Origin of the sequence: Aldersonia sp. NBC_00410, from assembly GCF_026342035.1 — a bacterium.
GTDB lineage: Bacteria > Actinomycetota > Actinomycetes > Mycobacteriales > Mycobacteriaceae > Aldersonia.
The window spans coordinates 232,541-249,331 of record NZ_JAPENM010000009.1 but is presented as its reverse complement, the minus strand read 5'-3'; the positions used below and the strand labels follow the sequence as shown (position 1 = coordinate 249,331).

The following is a 16,791-nucleotide window of genomic DNA, read 5'->3' as shown; positions in this document are numbered from 1 at the left end:
ACCGGCGCTAGAACGCGCCGAAAAGTAGTGCCAGCCAGCCGAGTCCGACGCCGGTGGCGGATCCGTAGACGGCCCAGCGCCACACGATGACCTCGTGCCAGCGCCACACGGTCGGTGCGGCGCCGCCGACCGCGACCACGTTGATGACGACGGCGAGGAATGGATTGATCCGGCCCAGTTCCGACCCGAACGCGTAGACCGCCAGCGCGACGAGCGCGCCGACCAGTGCGGACACCAACAGTCCGGTCGCCCACGGCGTCGGTTCTCGGCGCAGCACCGCACGGCGGTCGGAAAATGCTCGCGGCGGCGTCACGGCGTCATCCTGGCGCGCTCGTAGAAGGCCATCGCCGCGGCGGTCGCCACGTTGAGCGAGTCGGTGCCCGGTGCCATCGGGATTCGGCCGCGCACATCGGTGGCACGCATCGCGTGCTCGGTGAGCCCCGGTCCCTCCGCACCGAGCAAAACCGCGACCCGCTCGCCGGTCATGGCCTTCGCGAGCGGTACCGCAGCCGGGTTGGGCGTGAGGGCGATGATCTGGAAACCCGCTCGGCGCAGCGTGTCCAGGCCGCGCGGCCAGTCCGGCACGCGGGCGAACGGGACCCGAAGTACGTGACCCATCGAGACGCGCACCGCCCGGCGGTACAGCGGGTCCGCGCAGCGATCACCGAACAGGACGGCGTCCGCGCCGAGTCCCGCGGCGTTTCGGAAGATCGAGCCGATGTTCTCGTGGTCGTTCACGCCTTCGAGGACGGCGATCGTGCGGGCATGCTCGATCACCTCGAGCGGATCGAGCAGCGGCGGACGGTGTGCTGCCGCGAGCACACCGCGATTCAGGTGGAAGCCCACCACCTCGGCCATCGCCTCGGCGCTGGTCCGGTAGAACGGCGCGTCGACGCCGACGAGGTCATCGGCAAGTTCGGCGCGGCGGCGCTCCACGCCGAGGAACGCGATCGGCTCGAACCGGGAATCGATCAGCCGCTGCGCGACCAGCACACCTTCGGCGATCACGAGGCCCTTGCCCTCGGGCAGGTCCGGACGACGATCCGAGGAGTTCAGGTCGCGAAAGTTGTCGAGCCGCGGATCCGCGGGGTCGTCGATGTCGATCACTTCGGCCACCCGACCATCTTGCCGCACAGACTCGCGCGCACAGCAGCGCAGTGTGTCAGGCTTTACGCATGGGTGTCGTGCGATTCGTGTTGAATGTGCTCTGGTTGGTTCTGAGCGGTTTCTGGCTGGCGCTCGGCTATCTTGCCGCCGCCCTCATCTGCTTCTTGCTGTTCTTCTTGGTCATCACGATCCCGTTCGGGATCGCGTCGCTACGTATCGCGTTCTACGTGCTGTGGCCGTTCGGCCGCACGGTCGTGCAACGCGAGGACGCCGGCGCGGCGTCGCTGATCGGCAACATCCTCTGGTTCATCCTGGCCGGCTGGTGGCTCGCGCTCGGCCACCTCATCACCAGCATCGCGTTGGCGATCACCATCATCGGCATCCCGTTCGCGTGGGCGAACCTCAAGTTGATCCCGGTCAGCATCATGCCGCTCGGGCGCAAGATCGTCTCCAGCGACGAGTCCTTCGCCTACGGCCGCAGCACCCAGCCCGCGCCGGCGCAGTACTAATCCGCCTGCGGCCCCGGCCACCAAGGACACTGCTCCACCGACGATCAGTGGCGCGCGGGCGGAGGTGGCGTCGGCGAGCCAGCCGAGCAGTGGTGCGCCCAGCGGCGTCCCGCCCAGGAAGCACAGCATGTAGATGCCCATCACGCGGCCGCGCAGCTGAGCCGATACCGACAGCTGCAGGATGTTCATCGCGGCGGTCGAGAACGTCAGGTTCAGCAGCCCGGTCGGGATCAGCGCGATGGCCACGAGAGTGAAGCTCGGCATCAGCCCGGCCAGCACCTCGCAGACGCCGAACCCGATCGCGGCCCCGAGGAACAGGCCGATCCCAACGGGTTCGCGTCGTCGGGCCGCGAGCACGGCACCGGCCAGGGTGCCCACCGCGAGCATCGTGGTGAGCAGACCGTAGGAGTCCGCGCCGTGGCCGAAGGTGTTGCGGGCCAACACCGCCAGGCTGATCGGGAAGTTGATGCCGAAGGTCGAGACCAGAAAGACGGTCACCAGCAGGACCTGCAGGTCCGCGCGCGCCCACACGTAGCGGAAACCGGCTCGGATCTGCCCGCGCTCGCGTGCCGCCGCGGCGGCCGGCCGCAGCTTGCCGACATCCATGGCGAGCAACGCGCCGATCACGCAGGCGAACGACACGACATTGATCGCGAATACCCAGCCGGTGCCGACGACGGTGATGAGCACGCCGGAGATCGCCGGACCGATGATCCGGGCCAGGTTGAACGTCATGGAATTCAGCCCGATGGCGTTGGAAAGCAGGTCGGGTCCGACCATCTCGATGGTGAACGACTGACGGACCGGCGCGTCGATCGCCGAGGCGCAGCCCATGACCAGTGCGATCAGGTAGACGTGCCATAGCGCGACGACGCCGCCGAGGTCGAGCACCGCGATCGCGAGTGCACATGCCGCCATGGCGATCTGGGTGCCGATCAGGATGCGCCGCTTGTCGTACCGGTCGGCGAGCACGCCACCCCAGACCGACAACAGCAATGTCGGGCCGAACTGGAGTGCCATCACGATGCCGACCGCGAGCGCATTCCCGTCGGACAGCGTGAGGACGAGCCAGTCCTGCGCGACCCGCTGCATCCAGGTCCCGATCAGGGAGACAATCTGTCCCGACGCCCACAGCCGGTAGTTGCGTGCGCGCAGCGCACGGAACATCGACGTGTCGGGGGACATCACTCCATGATGCCTTAAGCCAAGCTAACGAATTTCCGGTGACAGCCGATCACGGCTCGGGTTCGTCGACGATCTGGCCGAGGATCTCGACCGCTTTGCGCAGCACCTCGCGCTGTTCGGCGTCGAGGGTGGCCACCCGGTCGGTCATCCAGGCGCGGCGGGCAGTGGCCTCGGTGGCGATCAGATCCTTGCCAGACTCGGCGAGCGAGACGATGACCTGACGGCCGTCGGTGGGATGCGGCGCCCGGTCGACGAGTCCGAGCTCGGCCAGCGAAGCGATCACACGCGTCATCGACGGCGGCTGCACACGCTCTTTCGCCGCGAGCGCTCCCGGGGTGATCGGGCCTTCGCGGGCCAATGTCGCCAGCGCGGACAGCTGAGTCAGCGACACCGACGAGTTGACCCGGCGGCCACGGAGGTGCCTGGTCAGCCGGACAATCGCCAACGACAGGTCAGCCGCCAGCGTTTGAATATCCGTTGCCGATGTCACAGACGCTCACAATACGGTAAGCAAGAGCAAGCTTTCAGGTAATAACCTCGGTGATCGGATCGATCGCGAAGTACACGGCGAACAGCGCTGCCACGACCCACATCAGCGGATGTGTCGCGCGGGCCCGTCCGGTAAATGCCGCGATCAGCACCCAGGTGACGAACCCCACGCCGATGCCGTTGGCGATCGAGTACGTGAATGGCATGACCACCATGGTCAGGAACGCAGGCAGCGCAATCCGGAAATCGGCGAAATCGATGTCGCGCACCTGCCCGATCATCAACGCGCCCACCACAACGAGCGCAGGAGCGGCGGCCTCGATCGGCACGATCGAATACAGCGGGGTGAGAAACATTGCGGCCAGGAACAGCACACCGGTGACGACGTTGGCGAGCCCGGTCCGAGCCCCTTCGGCGATGCCCGCGGCGGACTCGACGAACACCGTGTTCGACGACGACGACATCGCGCCGCCCACAATCGCACCGGTGCCCTCCGCGACCAGGGCGCGGCCGACGTTCGGCACGTTGCCGTCCTTGTCGGTCAGGCCCGCCTCGCGGCCGAGCCCGGTCATCGTGCCCATGGCATCGAAGAAGTTGGCCAGCACGAGGGTGAACACCAGCAGGCTCGCCGCCAGCACCCCTATGCGTTCGAACGCGCCGAACAGGCTCACGTTGCCGACGAGTGCGAGATCGGGCGTCTGCACGAACTTGTCCGGCGTCGAGGGCACATTGAGGTTCCAGCCGGTTGGGCCGACCTCGTTGGCCGGGCCGACGTCGGCCACGGCCTCGACGATGATCGCGAGCACGGTTGTCACGGCGATTCCGATCAGCAAGCCGCCGCGCACTTTTCGGGCGACCAGAATGCTCATCAGCACGACGCCGAAGACGAACACCGCCGTCGGCCACGACGCGATCGAGCCGTTGATGCCGAGCCCCACCGGGACGGTGGTGTTCGCCGAGTCGGGGACCCGATGCACGAAACCGGCATCGACCATGCCGATGAACGCGATGAACATTCCGATACCGGCGACGATCGCGGCCTTGAGTTCGCGTGGCACGGCGTTGAATACCGCGGTGCGCAGCCCGGTGACCGCGAGTATCACGATCACGATGCCGTCGAGCACTACCAGGCCCATCGCCTCGGGCCAGGTGACCTGCGGTGCGATCGTCACCGCGAGCAACGTGTTGATGCCGAGTCCGGTGGCAATCGCGAACGGGTATCGGGCGAACAGGCCGAACACGATGCTCATCACGCCCGCGGCGAGCGCGGTCACCGCCGCGACCTCCGGCACCGGCAGGATGTCGCCGAGCACATCGGGTTTGGCGGCCGCGTCGTCGGGCGCGAAGCTGCCGAGGACGAGGGGGTTGAGCACCACGATGTAGGCCATCGCGACGAACGTGACCAGGCCGCCGCGCACCTCGGTGCCGTAAGTGGAACCACGCGCGCTGACCGAGAAATACCGGTCGATCCGGCCCGGGCCCGATGTCATCCGAAAGTCCTGTCGCCGAAAGAAGTGCCAGCCTGCAGTCGTCACCCAGCGTCGCGCAACCTGACTCAGATTAGGGCAAGCACTGTGGCGGGGGGCGCGTTCGCGGGTTGGCTCGGTACCGTTGTGGCGTGTCCGAAACCCCGCACGTTCCACAGATCCCCGCGCGGCTCACCGATCCGCGCCCGGTGCTCGCCATCGGCACCGTGCTCTGGCTCGTCGCCACCGTCGTGGTCTGGGCGAGCGGGGATCGCTGGGAGTCCGCCCGGCCGGCCTGCCTCGCGGGGCTCGCGGTGGGCGCGCTCGCCTACGGCGTGTTCTGGATTCAGCGCCGCGCGGCCCGGCGCGGGAGTAAAGGCGCTCAGGTCGGGATCGAGTAGGCCGGGTCGCGGGCTCAGCGCACGCCCTGCGGCCGGAACTGAATGCTGATCCGCGGACCCGTCGGCCGCGTGGTCTTCGGTACGCAGTGCTCCCAGGTGCGCTGACACGAGCCGCCCATGACGAGCAGGTCGCCGTGGCCGAGGCTGTACCGCCGGGATGCGCCGCCTGCTCGCGGGCGCAGCAGTAGCGGCCGCGACTGGCCGAGGGACACGATGGCGACCATCGTGTCCTCCGTACTGCCGCGGCCGATGGTGTCGCCGTGCCAGGCGACGCTGTCCGCGCCGTCGCGGTAGCAGCACATGCCGACGGTGCCGAACCGCTCGCCGAGTTCGCTGCGGTAGTGCGCGTCGAGGGCTGCACGAAGGTCGACGAGCAGCGGGTCGGGCAGCGGATCGTCCGCCCCGTAGAACCGCAGCAGGCGGGGCACGTCGACCACCCGGTCGTACATCGGCCGTCGCTCGCGCTGCCAGTCCACGGTGTGCAACAGACGGGTGAATACGTCGTCGGAGCCGCTCACCCAGCCTGCGCAGTGATCCACCCAGGCGCCGGCGCTCAGGTTGGTACGCCGGACCGCGGCGCCGAGCTCGCCGATCCGGGCACCGCCGGTCGCGGTGTCGAACAGCGAGATCTGGTCGGACTCGAACACGTATTCGATAGTACCGGTCGGTCCGACCGTGGGGTTAGTCCGACGGCTGCAGGGGCGTGAAGTCGCGCTTGCCGAGGAAGTCCGGGCGCCGGTTGCGTGCGGCGTACGGCTCCTCGAGCGTGTTCGCCACGCTGTTGTAGACCAGGAAGACGTTCGACCGCGGGTACGGCGTGATGTTGCCGTTCGAGCCGTGCATGCAGTTCGAGTCGAAGACCGTCGCCGAACCCGCCGGGCCCGTCATCTGCTCGATGCCGTAGGTATCGGCCATCCGGGTCAGCGTTTCCGGATCCGGCGAGCCGGTCAGCGGCAAATGCGTCACCAGCGACTGCTTGAAGTAATCGTCGGGGGTCTCGCCCGCGCAGGAAATGAACTCGCGGTGCGATCCGGGCATAATCATCAAGCTGCCGTTGACATCGAAATTCGGTGTCAGGGCCAGCGAGATGCTTACCGCGCGTGGGACCGGCATTCCGTCCTCGGCGTGCCAGGTCTCGAAATCGGAATGCCAGTAGAACGGGCCGCCGCTGAAACCGGGTTTGAAATTGAGCCGACTCTGGTGCAGGTAAACCTCGGAGCCCAGGATCTGCCGCACGAGGTCGAGCAGATCGCGGCGCCGCGCCACCGCGGAAACGATGTCGGAGAGCAGATGCACGTCGAAGATCGAGCGCACCTGTCCGGCGCCGGACTCCCGGATCACACGCGGATCATCTTGCAGTTCAGGGCGATTCGCGAGCCGACTGATCTCGTCGTAGCAGGCGCGGACCTCGTCGTCGGTAAGTGCCGTGGCAATATTGTGGAAGCCCTTGGTCTCGAACCGGAGCAGGTCGGCGTCGGTGAGCGGGCCCTCGGCCCCCTTGCCCCATACGACCGGGTCCTGCCGGACGATGGATGTGGTCTCCGCTCCGTTACGGGTCAGATAACGATCGGTTACGGTCGCGGTCATTACTGAAAATCACCCTTTCCATAATGTTTCGCTCCATTTCGAACGTACACAAATGGCGACGACCTCCGCAATTTGCGCATTGGCCAATATTGCAGACCGGTCGGTCGGATCCCGCCGTGCGCCTCAGCGGAGGCGCTGCAGCCGTTCGACCCCGCGCGCGAGGGTTTCCGTGCGCTTGCAGAACGTGAAGCGCACCAGGCGATCCCAGTCCTGCGGGTGATCGGTGAACGCGCCGACCGGTACGGCCGCGACGCCGATCCGTTCGGGTAGTGCCCGGCAGAATGCCTGCGCATCGGTCTCCCCGAGTGGGGAGATATCGGCGCAGACGAAGTAGCTGCCCTCACTGCGTCGGACGTCGAAGCCCACGTCGGCAAGCGCTGCCGACAGTTCATCTCGCTTGCGCTGCAAACTCGTTCGCAGCTCGGCCACCCAGCCGAGTTCGTGGTCGAGACCGTAAGCCACGGCCGGCTGGAACGGGCCGCCCGCGACGAAGGTGAGGAATTGCTTGGCCGCCAGCACGCCGTCGAGCAGGTGGGTGGGTGCGCACACCCAGCCCGTCTTCCAACCGGTCACGCTGAACGTCTTCGCAGCACTCGACACCACGATCGTCCGGTCATACATTCCCGGCAACGTCGCCAGCGAAACATGACGGTGCTCGTCGAAGACCAGGTGCTCGTACACCTCGTCGGTGAGGACGAGCAGGTCGTGCTCGCAGGCGAGTTCGGCGATCGCGTCCAGGTCCGCCTTCGGCAGCACCGTGCCGGTCGGGTTGTGCGGGGAATTGACGATGATCATCCGAGTGCGCGAGGTGATCGCGGCGCGCAGCGAATCGACGTCGAGGGCGAAGCCGGCACCGTCGTCGACCAGCCGGGCGGTCCGGCGCACGGCACCGGCGAGCGCGATCGCCGCCGCGTAGGAGTCGTAGTAGGGCTCGATGAGCACCACCTCTTCGCCCGGCTCGACCAGGCCGAGCACTGCGGCGCTGATTCCCTCGGTCGCGCCCACGGTGACCAGCACCTGCGAATCGGGGTCGTAGGCGGTGCCATAGCGGGTCGCACGGTCGCGGGCGACGGCTCGGCGCAGTTCCGGCACGCCGCGCCCCGGTGGGTACTGGTTGTGGCCTTCCGCGATCGCGCGGCGCGCGACCTCGAGCATCTGCGGGGGTCCGTCCGAATCGGGGAAGCCCTGGCCGAGATTGACCGCGTCGTGGCGGACCGCGAGCTCGGTCATCTCCGCGAAGATGGTCGAGGCGAACGGCCGCAACCGGCTCACCGTTGCGCTCGTGCGCGGTGTGGCAGAGCTCATGGCCCCACACCCTATCGCCGCGTTACGTTTGCACTAGCTGCGACGTCTTAGCAGTAGGACGCCGACGCGGCGACCAACTCTCGATGGAGGTTCGACGATGAGCCGTATTCCAGCAGTAGCCCCGGACCAGGCCGGCCCGTTGATCAAGCTCGCCTATCGCGTCATGGGCCGTCGCTTCGACGAAGTGCCCGAACCATTCGCCGTGGTGGCGAATCATCCGAAGCTGTTCACCGCGAGCGCGGTGCACGAGTTCGCCGCGGAGCGGGCGTCCAAGGTGTTGCCCGCCAACATCCGCGAACTCGCCGTGTACCGGACTGCCTGGACGGTCGGTTGTTCGTGGTGTGTCGATTTCGGGACGATGTTGCAGCGCCTCGACGGCCTGGATATCGAGCGATTGCGCGACATCGCCGACTATGCCGATTCGCCGCGCTACAGCGACGACGAGAAGGCCGCGATCGCGTATGCCGACGCCGTCACCGCAACCCCGCCGACCGTGACCGACGAGCAGGTCACCGATCTCGAGCAGCGGTTCGGCCGGGCGGGGGTGGTCGAGTTGAGCTATCAGATCGGGCTGGAGAACATGCGCGCCCGGATGTACAGCGCGCTCGGCATCACCGAGCAGGGCTTCGGCTCCGGCGAGACGTGCCGAGTGCCGTGGGCCGACGAGCCCACCGCGACTGCATAGTTGTTCCGGCCCGCGAAGTCGCTGCGGCCGGAAGAACTATGCACTCGGCGTGCGTTCACCGGGGACGCGGACGCCGGCGAACTTGGCCGGGTTGGCGAAGTCGTAGATGCCGATCACGCGGCCATCTGCGACGGCGAAACCGTTGATGTGCACGGGTACGGCCTGATGCTTTTCGGTCCGCGGTAGCCCGGGCAGGTACAGGCCGAGCGCTCCGTTGACCCAGACCGGCCGGGCCGCGCGCAGGTTGTCGTTGCCCAACTTGCGACCGAGGCCGAGGAAGAAGCGCGCAATCTTGTCCGGCCCGAGGATCGGCCGCATCGCCGTGCTCGTGGTCCCGCCGGCATCGCCGACCGCGATCGCTTCCGGATGCAAGGCCGCCACGACCGCGTCGACGTCACCGGTGGCGAGCGCGGCCAGCACGCGTTCGACCGCCGCATCGTGTTCGGCCGCCGCGACCGGTTTCGGTGCGCGTGCCACCGCCTTGCGACCACGGGAGGCGTATTGACGAGCCGCCGCCGTCGAGACGCCGAGCATGGTCGCGATCTCGTCGAAGGGGACCGCGAAACCGTCGTGCAGCACGAACGCGATGCGCTGCGGCGGCGACAACGTGTCCAGTACGACCATCGCCGCGAGCCGCGCGTCCTCGTCGCCGACCAACGCATCGAGCGGATCCGGTGCGCCGCGGTGTGGTTCGGTCACCACCGGCTCGGGCAGCCATTGGCCGACGTAGCTTTCCCGTCGAACCGCGGCGGAACGCAGTCGATCCAGACAGATGCGGCCGACCACCGTGGTCAGCCAGCCACGCAGGTCGCGCACCGAATCCGGTCCGGTGCTGCTGAGCCGGATCCAGCTCTCCTGCACCGCGTCCTCGGCGTCCGCAACGCTGCCGGTCAGGCGGTAGCCCACGGCCAAAAGATGGGGGCGATGTTCCTCGAACCGCTGCGCGAGCGCAGTCGAAGTCATGTCGAAAAGCGTACGCCGCGACTTCGAATCACCCATGTACCAAACCGTTGTCGCTGCACAGCACCCACGGCACGCTGAGGAACGAAGCCGCTGGAAGGAGTTCACGCATGTCGTCGTGTTGTCTTTGCGTCTGACCGCACGTCGCGCCCGACGCGTCGGCGCGCCCCGTCGTGTCGACACTCGGCTCCCGACCACCTGCCACGAACCCCCCTCCATCGACAAGGACCCACAGCAATGCGGTTCAGCAGAACCTCCACCCCCGCACGCCGTCGTACGTCGCGCCTGATCGGCGCCGTTGTCGCGCTGCTCACCCTTTCCTCGCTCGCCACCGCGTGTGGATCGTCCGAGACCACCACCACCGCAGACGGCAAGACCGTGCTGCGTTACCAGGGGCAGACCGGCCAGGTCATCTATCCCGAACTCGCCGAGAATCTCGGCTATTTCGACAAGGTCACGCTGCAGTGGGTCGGCGACACGACGAGCGGCCCGCAGGATATCCAGTCCGCCGCGACCGGCCAGACCGAGTTCGGTGGTGCGTTCAACGGTGCCGTGGTCAAGCTCGCGGCGGCCGGCGCTCCGATCACGTCGGTGATCGCCTACTACGGCGCGGACAAGGAGACCTTCACCGGATACTTCACGGTTGACGGCAGCCCGATCACGTCGGCGCGCGATCTGATCGGCAAGAAGGTCGGGATGAACACCCTCGGCGCCCATCACGAGTTCGTCGTGCGGGAATGGCTTGCGCAGCAGGGACTGACGCCCGACGAGATCAAGCAGGTCGAGCTGATCGTGGTGCCGCCGGTGAACACCGAGGACGCGCTGCGCAATGGGCAGATCGACGTGGGCGCACTGAGTGGTGTGTTCCGTGAGACGGCGGTGCAGCGCGGCGGTATCCACCCGCTGTTCACCGACGAGTCGTTGTTCGGTGCCTTCAGCTACGGCTCCATCGTGCTGCGTGACGATTTCATCGCCAAGAACAAGGATGCGGTAGCCGATTTCGTGCAAGGTACCGCGCGCGCCATTCGCTGGGCACAGACCACGCCGCGCGAGCAGGTGATCGAGAAGTTCAAGTCGATCATCAACGCGCGCGGGCGCAACGAGAACACCAAGCTCGCGGAGTTCTACAAGAGCACCAGCATCGCCGGCCCCGGCGGCGTCATCGCCGACAAGGAGATCCAGCTCTGGATCGACTGGCTCGTGCGCAACGGTGAACTCGACAAGGACAAGCTGAAGGCCGCCGACATCTACACCAACGAATACAACCCGTATTCGAACGGCACGTATCCCGACGGTGCGGGCCCCGACGGACAAGCGCTGGGCCGATGAGCGCGGAAACGATTGCGGCGCCGAAACTACAGATCGACCATGTCTACAAGCGCTTTCCCATTCGCGGTGAGGAATCGGAACTGACGGCGCTGCATGACATTAACCTCGATGTGGCGGCGGGGGAGTTTCTCGTGCTGGTCGGGCCGTCCGGCTGCGGCAAGTCGACGCTGCTCGACCTGCTCGGCGGGCTGTCGAGGCCGAGCAGTGGGCGCATCCTGCTCGACGGTGCGGAGATCACCGGACCGGGTCTGGACCGCGGCATCGTCTTCCAGCAATACGCGCTGCTGCCGTGGCGCACCGCTCGGCGCAATATCGAATTCGGCCTGGAAGCCAAGGGCCTGTCGCGCCGGGAACGGCGCGAGCGCGCCGAGCACTACCTGGAGTTGGTCGGGCTCGGCGGCTTCGGTAACCGCTATCCACACGAGCTGTCCGGTGGCATGAAGCAGCGCGTCGCGATCGCGCGCAGCCTCGCCTTCGATCCCGAGATCCTGCTCATGGACGAGCCGTTCGCCGCTCTGGACGCGCAAACCAGGGAATCCCTGCAGGACGAGCTGTTACGCATCTGGCGGGCCACCGGTAAGACGATCCTGTTCATCACCCACGGCATCGACGAAGCTGTCTACCTCGGTCAGCGAGTCGCAGTGCTCTCGCCGCGGCCCGGCCGGATCACCGACTTCGTCGACATCGAGATCGACCGCAACCACGCCGATATCCGGTCCAGCGAGGAATTCCGCAACTACCGCCACCACATTTGGACGCTGCTGCACCGGGACGAGTTGAGTGGCAACAAGGACGCAATCGCCGTCGCAGGCGAAAATGTAGCGACCGTCGTCGCACGGGAGGCAACTCATGTCTAGCGCACTCGCCGCGCCGGAGCGCGCAGCCGCAGCCACGTCGGCCCCAGATCTCCCCGCGCCGTCGGCGCAGCAGCGCTCCGGACGCTCCACCGCCGGCACGGTGCTGGCCGGTGTCCGCCGGGTCCTCATTCCGAGCATCGCCATCGTCGTCTTCCTGGCCATCTGGGAGATCGCACCGCGGGTCGGTCTGGTCGACGAGGTATTCCTGCCGCCGTTCAGCACCGTCGTCGGGGCGTTCACCGATCTGGTCGCCTCCGGTGAGATGTGGAAGCATGTGTCCGCGAGCCTGTCTCGTGCGTTGACCGGGTTTGCGATCGCGGTCGTGGTCGCGGTCCCACTCGGTGTGGGGATCGGTTGGTATCGGCCGGTGGCGAACTTCCTGAACCCGGTGCTCGAACTGTTCCGCAACACCGCCGCGCTCGCCCTGTTGCCCGTGTTCGTGCTCATCCTCGGCATCGGCGAGGAGTCGAAGATCGCGCTTGTCGTCTACGCCTGCGTGTTCCCGATCCTGCTCAACACAATCACCGGCGTGCGCACCGTCGACCCATTGCTGGTGAAGTCGGCTGCCTCGATGGGGTTGTCGTCGCTGCGGCTGTTCCAGAAGGTGGTCCTCCCTGCCTCGGTGCCATCCATCTTCACCGGAATCCGGATGGCGGCGGCGGCGTCGATCCTCGTGCTGATTGCGGCCGAGATGGTCGGCGCGAAGGCGGGCCTCGGCTATCTCATCACCGCGTCGCAGTTGAACTTCCAAATCCCCAATATGTATGCGGGGATCATCGCGATTGCGCTCGTCGGTCTCGTGTTCAACGCGGTCATCGTCCTCATCGAGCGCCGGCTCTCCCGCTGGCGCCAGGAAACGTAGGAAAGAGTCCTAGCTCAATGTCACAGTCCAACAAGCAGTTTCATCTCAACGCCTTCCTCATGGGTGTTGGTCATCATGAGGCGGCGTGGCGGCACCCGCGCACCACGCCGAGTAACGCGCTCGACGTCGTGCATTACCAGAACCTGGGCCGGATAGCGGAGCGCGGCAAACTCGATTCGGTCTTCTTCGCCGATGGTCTCGCCGTCGGTCCTCGGGTCAAGAACAATGTGCAGGCCATCTTCGAGCCGGTGACGCTGCTCTCCGCGATTGCCACCGTTACCGAACGGGTCGGGTTGATCGCGACCTCGTCGACCACCTACTCCGATCCGTACACCACGGCGCGCAAGTTCACCTCGCTCGACCACATCAGTGCCGGCCGGGCGGGGTGGAACATCGTCACCTCGGCCGGTGCCGACGAGGCTGTCAACTTCGGACTCGACGGCACCCCGCTGCACGCCGGAAGATACGACCGGGCAACCGAGTTCGTCGACGTCACCCTCGAGCTGTGGGACAGCTGGGAGGACGACGCGGTGCGCCTCGACGTCGAGTCGGGCATCTTCGCGAATCCGGACAAGGTACACACCATCGATCACAATGGTGAGCACTTCCGGATCCGCGGTCCGCTGAACTCGCCGCGATCGGTGCAGGGGCGTCCGCTGCTCGTGCAGGCCGGGTCGTCGGAGAGCGGTAAGGACTTCGCGGCCCGCTACGCGGAGGCGGTGTTCACCGCGCAACGCACGCTCGAACAGGGCCAGGCGTTCTATCGCGACCTCAAGGCGCGTGTGGTGAAGGCAGGCCGCAGCGCCGACGATCTGAAGGTGCTCCCGGGCATCGTGCCGTTCATCGCGGACACGGCCGAGGAGGCACGGGCGCTGGAGCAGTCCTTCACCGATCTCATCTCGCCGGAATATTCGCTGCGCCAGCTGTCCAACATCCTCGGCGTAGACCTCACCGAACACTCGCTGGACGCGCCGCTCCCGCCCTTGCCGCCGATCGAGCAGATCGAGGGCCACAAGAGCCGCTACCAGCTCGTGAAGGATCTCGCCGGCGACGGCAAGCTCACCGTGCGCGAGCTGATCGGACTGCTCGGTGGCGGACGCGGACACCGGACGTTCGCGGGCACCCCCGAGCAGGTTGCCGACGAATTGGAGCAGTGGTTCACCGAGGGCGCGGCGGATGGCTTCAACATCATGCCGCCGTACCTGCCGGGTGGGCTCGAGGACTTCGTCGACCGCGTGGTGCCGATCCTGCAGCAGCGCGGCTTGTTCCGCGACGACTACACGTCGACGACGCTGCGGGGCCACTACGGGCTGGGTGAGCTGGACAACCAGTTCGCCGCGGCGCGTGCGGAGGCGACAACGGCCTGACTCCTGCTCTGAGTCGGGAGGTGGAATACGCACGGGAGGGCGAATCTTCGTCCTCCCGTGTGCATTTGGTATACGCGTAGAAAGAGTTTCCAATATGTCTCGGTCGAATAGACAACTTCATCTCAATGCCTTCCTCTGGGGCGTCGGGCAGCACGAGGCCGCATGGCGTCACCCGCTGACCACGGCGAGTGACGTGCTCAACGTCGCGCACTACCAGAATCTCGGCCGGATCGCGGAGCGCGGGAAGTTGGATTCGCTGTTCTTCGCCGACGCCTTACAGGTCGATTCCCGGATCAAGCACAACTCGCTATTTCTTCTCGATCCGGTCACGCTGCTCTCGGCGATCGCGGTGGCCACCGAGCGGATCGGCTTGATCGGGACCGCGTCGACCACGTACTCCGATCCGTACACGACGGCGCGTAGGTTCGCGACGCTCGACCACATCAGCGGCGGGCGGGCGGGCTGGAACATCGTTACCGGTCACCAGCCCGAAGAGGCTGCGAACTTTGGGCTCGACGCGCTACCAACGCACAGCGAAAGATATGAGCGTGGAGCCGAATTCATCGATGTCGCGCTCGAACTGTGGGACAGCTGGGAGGACGACGCGTTGCGGTTGGACGTCGAGTCCGGCGTCTTTGCCGACCCGGACAAACTGCACCCCATCGACCATGACGGTGCACACTTCCGCGTTCGGGGTCCGCTCAGCTCACCGAGGTCCTTACAGGGGCGTCCACTGCTCGTGCAGGCCGGATCCTCGGAGACCGGAAAGGATTTCGCGGCTCGCTACGCGGAGGCTGTGTTCACCGCGCAGTACACCCTCGAACAGGGGCAGGAGTTTTACCGCGATCTGAAGGCGCGTGTGGTGAAGGCCGGCCGTAGCGCCGACGAGCTGAAAATCCTTCCCGGCTTCTATCCGTTCATCGCGGACACGGAGGAGGAGGCACGGGCGCTGGAACAGTCCTTCAATGATCTGAAATCGACGGAATTCGCGCTCGAGCAGCTTTCCCGCATTGTCGGCGTCGAACTCGACGAGGATTCGCTCGACTTCCCACTGCCCGCGTTGCCATCGGTCGAGGATTTCGACGGCCAGAAGAGCCGCCTCCAGCTGGTGCAGGACCTCGCCGGGGACGGCAAGCACACCGTGCGCGAGCTGATCGGTCTGCTCGCCGGCGGACGCGGGCATCGCACGATCGTTGGCACGCCGGAGCAGGTGGCCGACGAGATCGAGCTGTGGTTCACCGAACGCGCGGCGGATGGCTTCAACGTCATGCCGCCGTACCTGCCGGGCGGACTGGAGGACTTCGTCGACCGCGTGGTTCCGATCCTGCAGCAGCGCGGCCTGTTCCGCACCGAGTACACCGCCACCACGCTGCGCGGGCACTTCGGTCTCGCGGATGCAGGCAGCCGGTTCGCCACCGCGCAGGCGACGGCGTAGGCGCAACAGAAACGTCTCCCCTCCGCCGGTGTGGCGGAGGGGAGACCATCGGTGCGCGAGCGGGTGATTCAGCCGCGGTTGACCAGCTCCCAGCCCTCGACGGTGTCCGGGGTGCGCGGTCCCGGACCGATGTAAAGGGCCGCCGGGCGAACGAGCTTGCCGAGCCGCTTCTGCTCGAGGATGTGCGCGCACCAGCCTGCGGTGCGGCCACACGTGAACATCGCGGGCATCATGTGCGCCGGGACCTCGGCGAAGTCGAGAATGACTGCCGCCCAGAACTCGACGTTCGTCTCGATCGCCCGGTCGGGACGACGGTCGCGAAGCTCGGTGAGCGCGGCCTGCTCGAGTGCGGAAGCGGCCTCGTAGCGCGGCGCGTCGAGCCGCTTCGCGGTCGCGCGCAGCACCCTGGCACGCGGGTCCTCGGCGCGGTACACCCGGTGCCCGAAGCCCATCAGCTTTTCCTTGCGGTCCAGGATGCCCTTCACCAGACTGCTTGCGTCACCGGTCTTTTCGACTTCCTCGATCATCGGCAGCACGCGGGCCGGGGCGCCGCCGTGCAGCGGTCCCGACATCGCGCCGATCGCGCCGGACAGCGAGGCGGCGACGTCTGCGCCGGTGGAGGCGATGACGCGGGCGGTGAAGGTGGAGGCATTCATGCCGTGCTCGGCAGCGGACACCCAGTAAGCGTCGATCGCCTCGGTGTGCCGCGGATCCGGATCGCCCTTCCAGCGGGTCATGAACCGGGATGTCACGGTGTTGCACTCGTCGATGACCTTCTGCGGTACCGCGGGCTGGTAGATCCCGCGCGCCGACTGCGCGACATAGGACAGCGCCATCACCGAGGCGCGGGCGAGCTGCTCGCGGGCGGTGTCGTCGTCGATGTCGAGCAGCGGCTGGTAGCCCCAGATCGGGGCGAGCATCGCGAGGCCGGCCTGCACGTCGACCCGGACGTCGCCGGTGTGGATCGGCAGCGGGAACGGCTCGGCGGGCGGGAGGCCCGTGCCGAACTTGCCGTCGACCAACAGCGCCCAGACATCGCCGAACTCGACGCGCTCGGCGACGAGATCCTCGATGTTCACGCCGCGATAGCGCAGCGCGCCGCCGTCCCGGTCGGGTTCGGCAATCTCGGTGGTGAACGCGAGCACGCCCGCGAGGCCTGGTACGAAGTCCTTGGGAATGGTGGCGTTGTCGGCCATGTGGCGAACCTTCTCCTTCTGCCGTTCCACGCGCGTCGGGGAACATGGCGC

The 16,791-nt window shown here is 66.8% G+C and carries 17 protein-coding genes and 1 pseudogene; 8 read left to right on the top strand and 10 right to left on the bottom strand.

Going from position 1 to position 16,791, the window contains the following annotated elements:
- Positions 1-7: 7 nt before the first annotated feature.
- Positions 8-313: a DUF2537 domain-containing protein gene (locus tag OG921_RS21250; protein ID WP_266114509.1), complete on the bottom strand. Its 306-nt coding sequence runs from the start codon at positions 311-313 to the stop codon at positions 8-10.
- Positions 310-1,116, bottom strand: a complete 807-nt coding sequence (locus OG921_RS21245) for an RNA methyltransferase (RefSeq protein ID WP_266114508.1) — start codon at positions 1,114-1,116, stop codon at positions 310-312. Before OG921_RS21245 ends, OG921_RS21250 begins: the two co-directional genes overlap by 4 nt.
- A 68-nt stretch (positions 1,117-1,184) precedes the next feature.
- Between OG921_RS21245 and OG921_RS21240 the strand changes: the two genes are divergently transcribed.
- A complete protein-coding gene (locus OG921_RS21240) occupies positions 1,185-1,616 on the top strand; it encodes a YccF domain-containing protein (protein ID WP_266114545.1) in 432 nt (143 codons plus the stop codon).
- On the opposite strand, the pseudogene OG921_RS21235 reads toward OG921_RS21240, so the two are convergent.
- The 3 genes and pseudogenes from OG921_RS21235 to OG921_RS21225 form a co-directional block, all read right to left on the bottom strand.
- Positions 1,614-2,801: pseudogene (locus tag OG921_RS21235) on the bottom strand (MFS transporter); the annotation flags it as partial. The gene OG921_RS21240 and the pseudogene OG921_RS21235 overlap by 3 nt on opposite strands.
- Before the next feature lie 49 nt (positions 2,802-2,850).
- Positions 2,851-3,291, bottom strand: coding sequence for a MarR family winged helix-turn-helix transcriptional regulator (locus OG921_RS21230; protein ID WP_266114507.1), 441 nt, complete (start codon positions 3,289-3,291; stop codon positions 2,851-2,853).
- A gap of 34 nt (positions 3,292-3,325) precedes the next feature.
- Positions 3,326-4,780 carry an NCS2 family permease gene (locus OG921_RS21225; RefSeq protein WP_266114506.1) on the bottom strand — a complete coding sequence of 485 codons (1,455 nt, stop codon included), beginning with the start codon at positions 4,778-4,780 and terminating at the stop codon, positions 3,326-3,328.
- A 128-nt stretch (positions 4,781-4,908) separates the two neighbouring features.
- Here OG921_RS21225 and OG921_RS21220 point away from each other — a divergent pair, with 128 nt between their 5' ends.
- Positions 4,909-5,157: a DUF2530 domain-containing protein gene (locus tag OG921_RS21220; protein WP_266114505.1), complete on the top strand. Its 249-nt coding sequence runs from the start codon at positions 4,909-4,911 to the stop codon at positions 5,155-5,157.
- 14 nt (positions 5,158-5,171) lie between these two features.
- Here OG921_RS21220 and OG921_RS21215 read toward each other — a convergent pair whose 3' ends face one another.
- From OG921_RS21215 to OG921_RS21205, 3 genes are all read right to left on the bottom strand, one after another.
- Complete coding sequence (locus OG921_RS21215) at positions 5,172-5,804, bottom strand: alpha-ketoglutarate-dependent dioxygenase AlkB (protein ID WP_266114504.1); 633 nt, start codon at positions 5,802-5,804, stop codon at positions 5,172-5,174.
- A gap of 34 nt (positions 5,805-5,838) precedes the next feature.
- On the bottom strand, positions 5,839-6,744 hold the full coding sequence (gene thpD / locus OG921_RS21210; RefSeq protein WP_266114503.1) for an ectoine hydroxylase: 906 nt from the start codon (positions 6,742-6,744) through the stop codon (positions 5,839-5,841).
- A 123-nt stretch (positions 6,745-6,867) separates the two neighbouring features.
- Positions 6,868-8,049 (bottom strand): pyridoxal phosphate-dependent aminotransferase, encoded by a 1,182-nt coding sequence (locus OG921_RS21205; protein ID WP_266114502.1) that lies wholly within the window; start codon positions 8,047-8,049, stop codon positions 6,868-6,870.
- Positions 8,050-8,146: 97 nt separating this feature from the next.
- Here OG921_RS21205 and OG921_RS21200 point away from each other — a divergent pair, with 97 nt between their 5' ends.
- Complete coding sequence (locus OG921_RS21200; protein WP_266114501.1) at positions 8,147-8,734, top strand: carboxymuconolactone decarboxylase family protein; 588 nt, start codon at positions 8,147-8,149, stop codon at positions 8,732-8,734.
- A 36-nt stretch (positions 8,735-8,770) separates the two neighbouring features.
- On the opposite strand, the gene OG921_RS21195 is transcribed toward OG921_RS21200, so the two are convergent.
- A complete protein-coding gene (locus OG921_RS21195; protein WP_266114500.1) occupies positions 8,771-9,697 on the bottom strand; it encodes a sigma-70 family RNA polymerase sigma factor in 927 nt (308 codons plus the stop codon).
- Positions 9,698-9,931: 234 nt separating this feature from the next.
- Here OG921_RS21195 and OG921_RS21190 point away from each other — a divergent pair, with 234 nt between their 5' ends.
- The 5 genes from OG921_RS21190 (at position 9,932) to OG921_RS21170 (ending at position 15,544) form a co-directional block, all read left to right on the top strand.
- Positions 9,932-11,023: an ABC transporter substrate-binding protein gene (locus OG921_RS21190; RefSeq protein ID WP_266114499.1), complete on the top strand. Its 1,092-nt coding sequence runs from the start codon at positions 9,932-9,934 to the stop codon at positions 11,021-11,023.
- Positions 11,020-11,880, top strand: a complete 861-nt coding sequence (locus OG921_RS21185) for an ABC transporter ATP-binding protein (RefSeq protein ID WP_266114498.1) — start codon at positions 11,020-11,022, stop codon at positions 11,878-11,880. The genes OG921_RS21190 and OG921_RS21185 overlap by 4 nt, the downstream gene beginning before the upstream one ends.
- Positions 11,873-12,742, top strand: coding sequence for an ABC transporter permease (locus tag OG921_RS21180; RefSeq protein WP_266114497.1), 870 nt, complete (start codon positions 11,873-11,875; stop codon positions 12,740-12,742). The genes OG921_RS21185 and OG921_RS21180 overlap by 8 nt, the downstream gene beginning before the upstream one ends.
- A gap of 17 nt (positions 12,743-12,759) precedes the next feature.
- On the top strand, positions 12,760-14,109 hold the full coding sequence (locus OG921_RS21175) for an LLM class flavin-dependent oxidoreductase (protein WP_266114496.1): 1,350 nt from the start codon (positions 12,760-12,762) through the stop codon (positions 14,107-14,109).
- Between the two features lie 94 nt (positions 14,110-14,203).
- Positions 14,204-15,544 carry an LLM class flavin-dependent oxidoreductase gene (locus tag OG921_RS21170; protein ID WP_266114495.1) on the top strand — a complete coding sequence of 447 codons (1,341 nt, stop codon included), beginning with the start codon at positions 14,204-14,206 and terminating at the stop codon, positions 15,542-15,544.
- A gap of 68 nt (positions 15,545-15,612) precedes the next feature.
- Here OG921_RS21170 and OG921_RS21165 read toward each other — a convergent pair whose 3' ends face one another.
- Positions 15,613-16,740 (bottom strand): citrate synthase 2, encoded by a 1,128-nt coding sequence (locus OG921_RS21165; protein ID WP_266114494.1) that lies wholly within the window; start codon positions 16,738-16,740, stop codon positions 15,613-15,615.
- Positions 16,741-16,791 lie beyond the last annotated feature (51 nt).

Bases quoted from the DNA above. Each gene is read 5' to 3' on its own strand.
- OG921_RS21195 (WP_266114500.1), bottom strand. From the start codon at position 9,697: ATGACTTCGACTGCGCTCGCGCAGCGGTTCGAGGAACATCGCCCCCAT.
- OG921_RS21165 (WP_266114494.1), bottom strand. From the start codon at position 16,740: ATGGCCGACAACGCCACCATTCCCAAGGACTTCGTACCAGGCCTCGCG.
- OG921_RS21205 (WP_266114502.1), bottom strand. From the start codon at position 8,049: ATGAGCTCTGCCACACCGCGCACGAGCGCAACGGTGAGCCGGTTGCGG.
- OG921_RS21180 (WP_266114497.1), top strand. From the start codon at position 11,873: ATGTCTAGCGCACTCGCCGCGCCGGAGCGCGCAGCCGCAGCCACGTCG.
- OG921_RS21190 (WP_266114499.1), top strand. From the start codon at position 9,932: ATGCGGTTCAGCAGAACCTCCACCCCCGCACGCCGTCGTACGTCGCGC.
- OG921_RS21175 (WP_266114496.1), top strand. From the start codon at position 12,760: ATGTCACAGTCCAACAAGCAGTTTCATCTCAACGCCTTCCTCATGGGT.
- OG921_RS21200 (WP_266114501.1), top strand. From the start codon at position 8,147: ATGAGCCGTATTCCAGCAGTAGCCCCGGACCAGGCCGGCCCGTTGATC.
- thpD (WP_266114503.1), bottom strand. From the start codon at position 6,744: ATGACCGCGACCGTAACCGATCGTTATCTGACCCGTAACGGAGCGGAG.
- OG921_RS21185 (WP_266114498.1), top strand. From the start codon at position 11,020: ATGAGCGCGGAAACGATTGCGGCGCCGAAACTACAGATCGACCATGTC.
- OG921_RS21225 (WP_266114506.1), bottom strand. From the start codon at position 4,780: ATGACATCGGGCCCGGGCCGGATCGACCGGTATTTCTCGGTCAGCGCG.
- OG921_RS21170 (WP_266114495.1), top strand. From the start codon at position 14,204: ATGTCTCGGTCGAATAGACAACTTCATCTCAATGCCTTCCTCTGGGGC.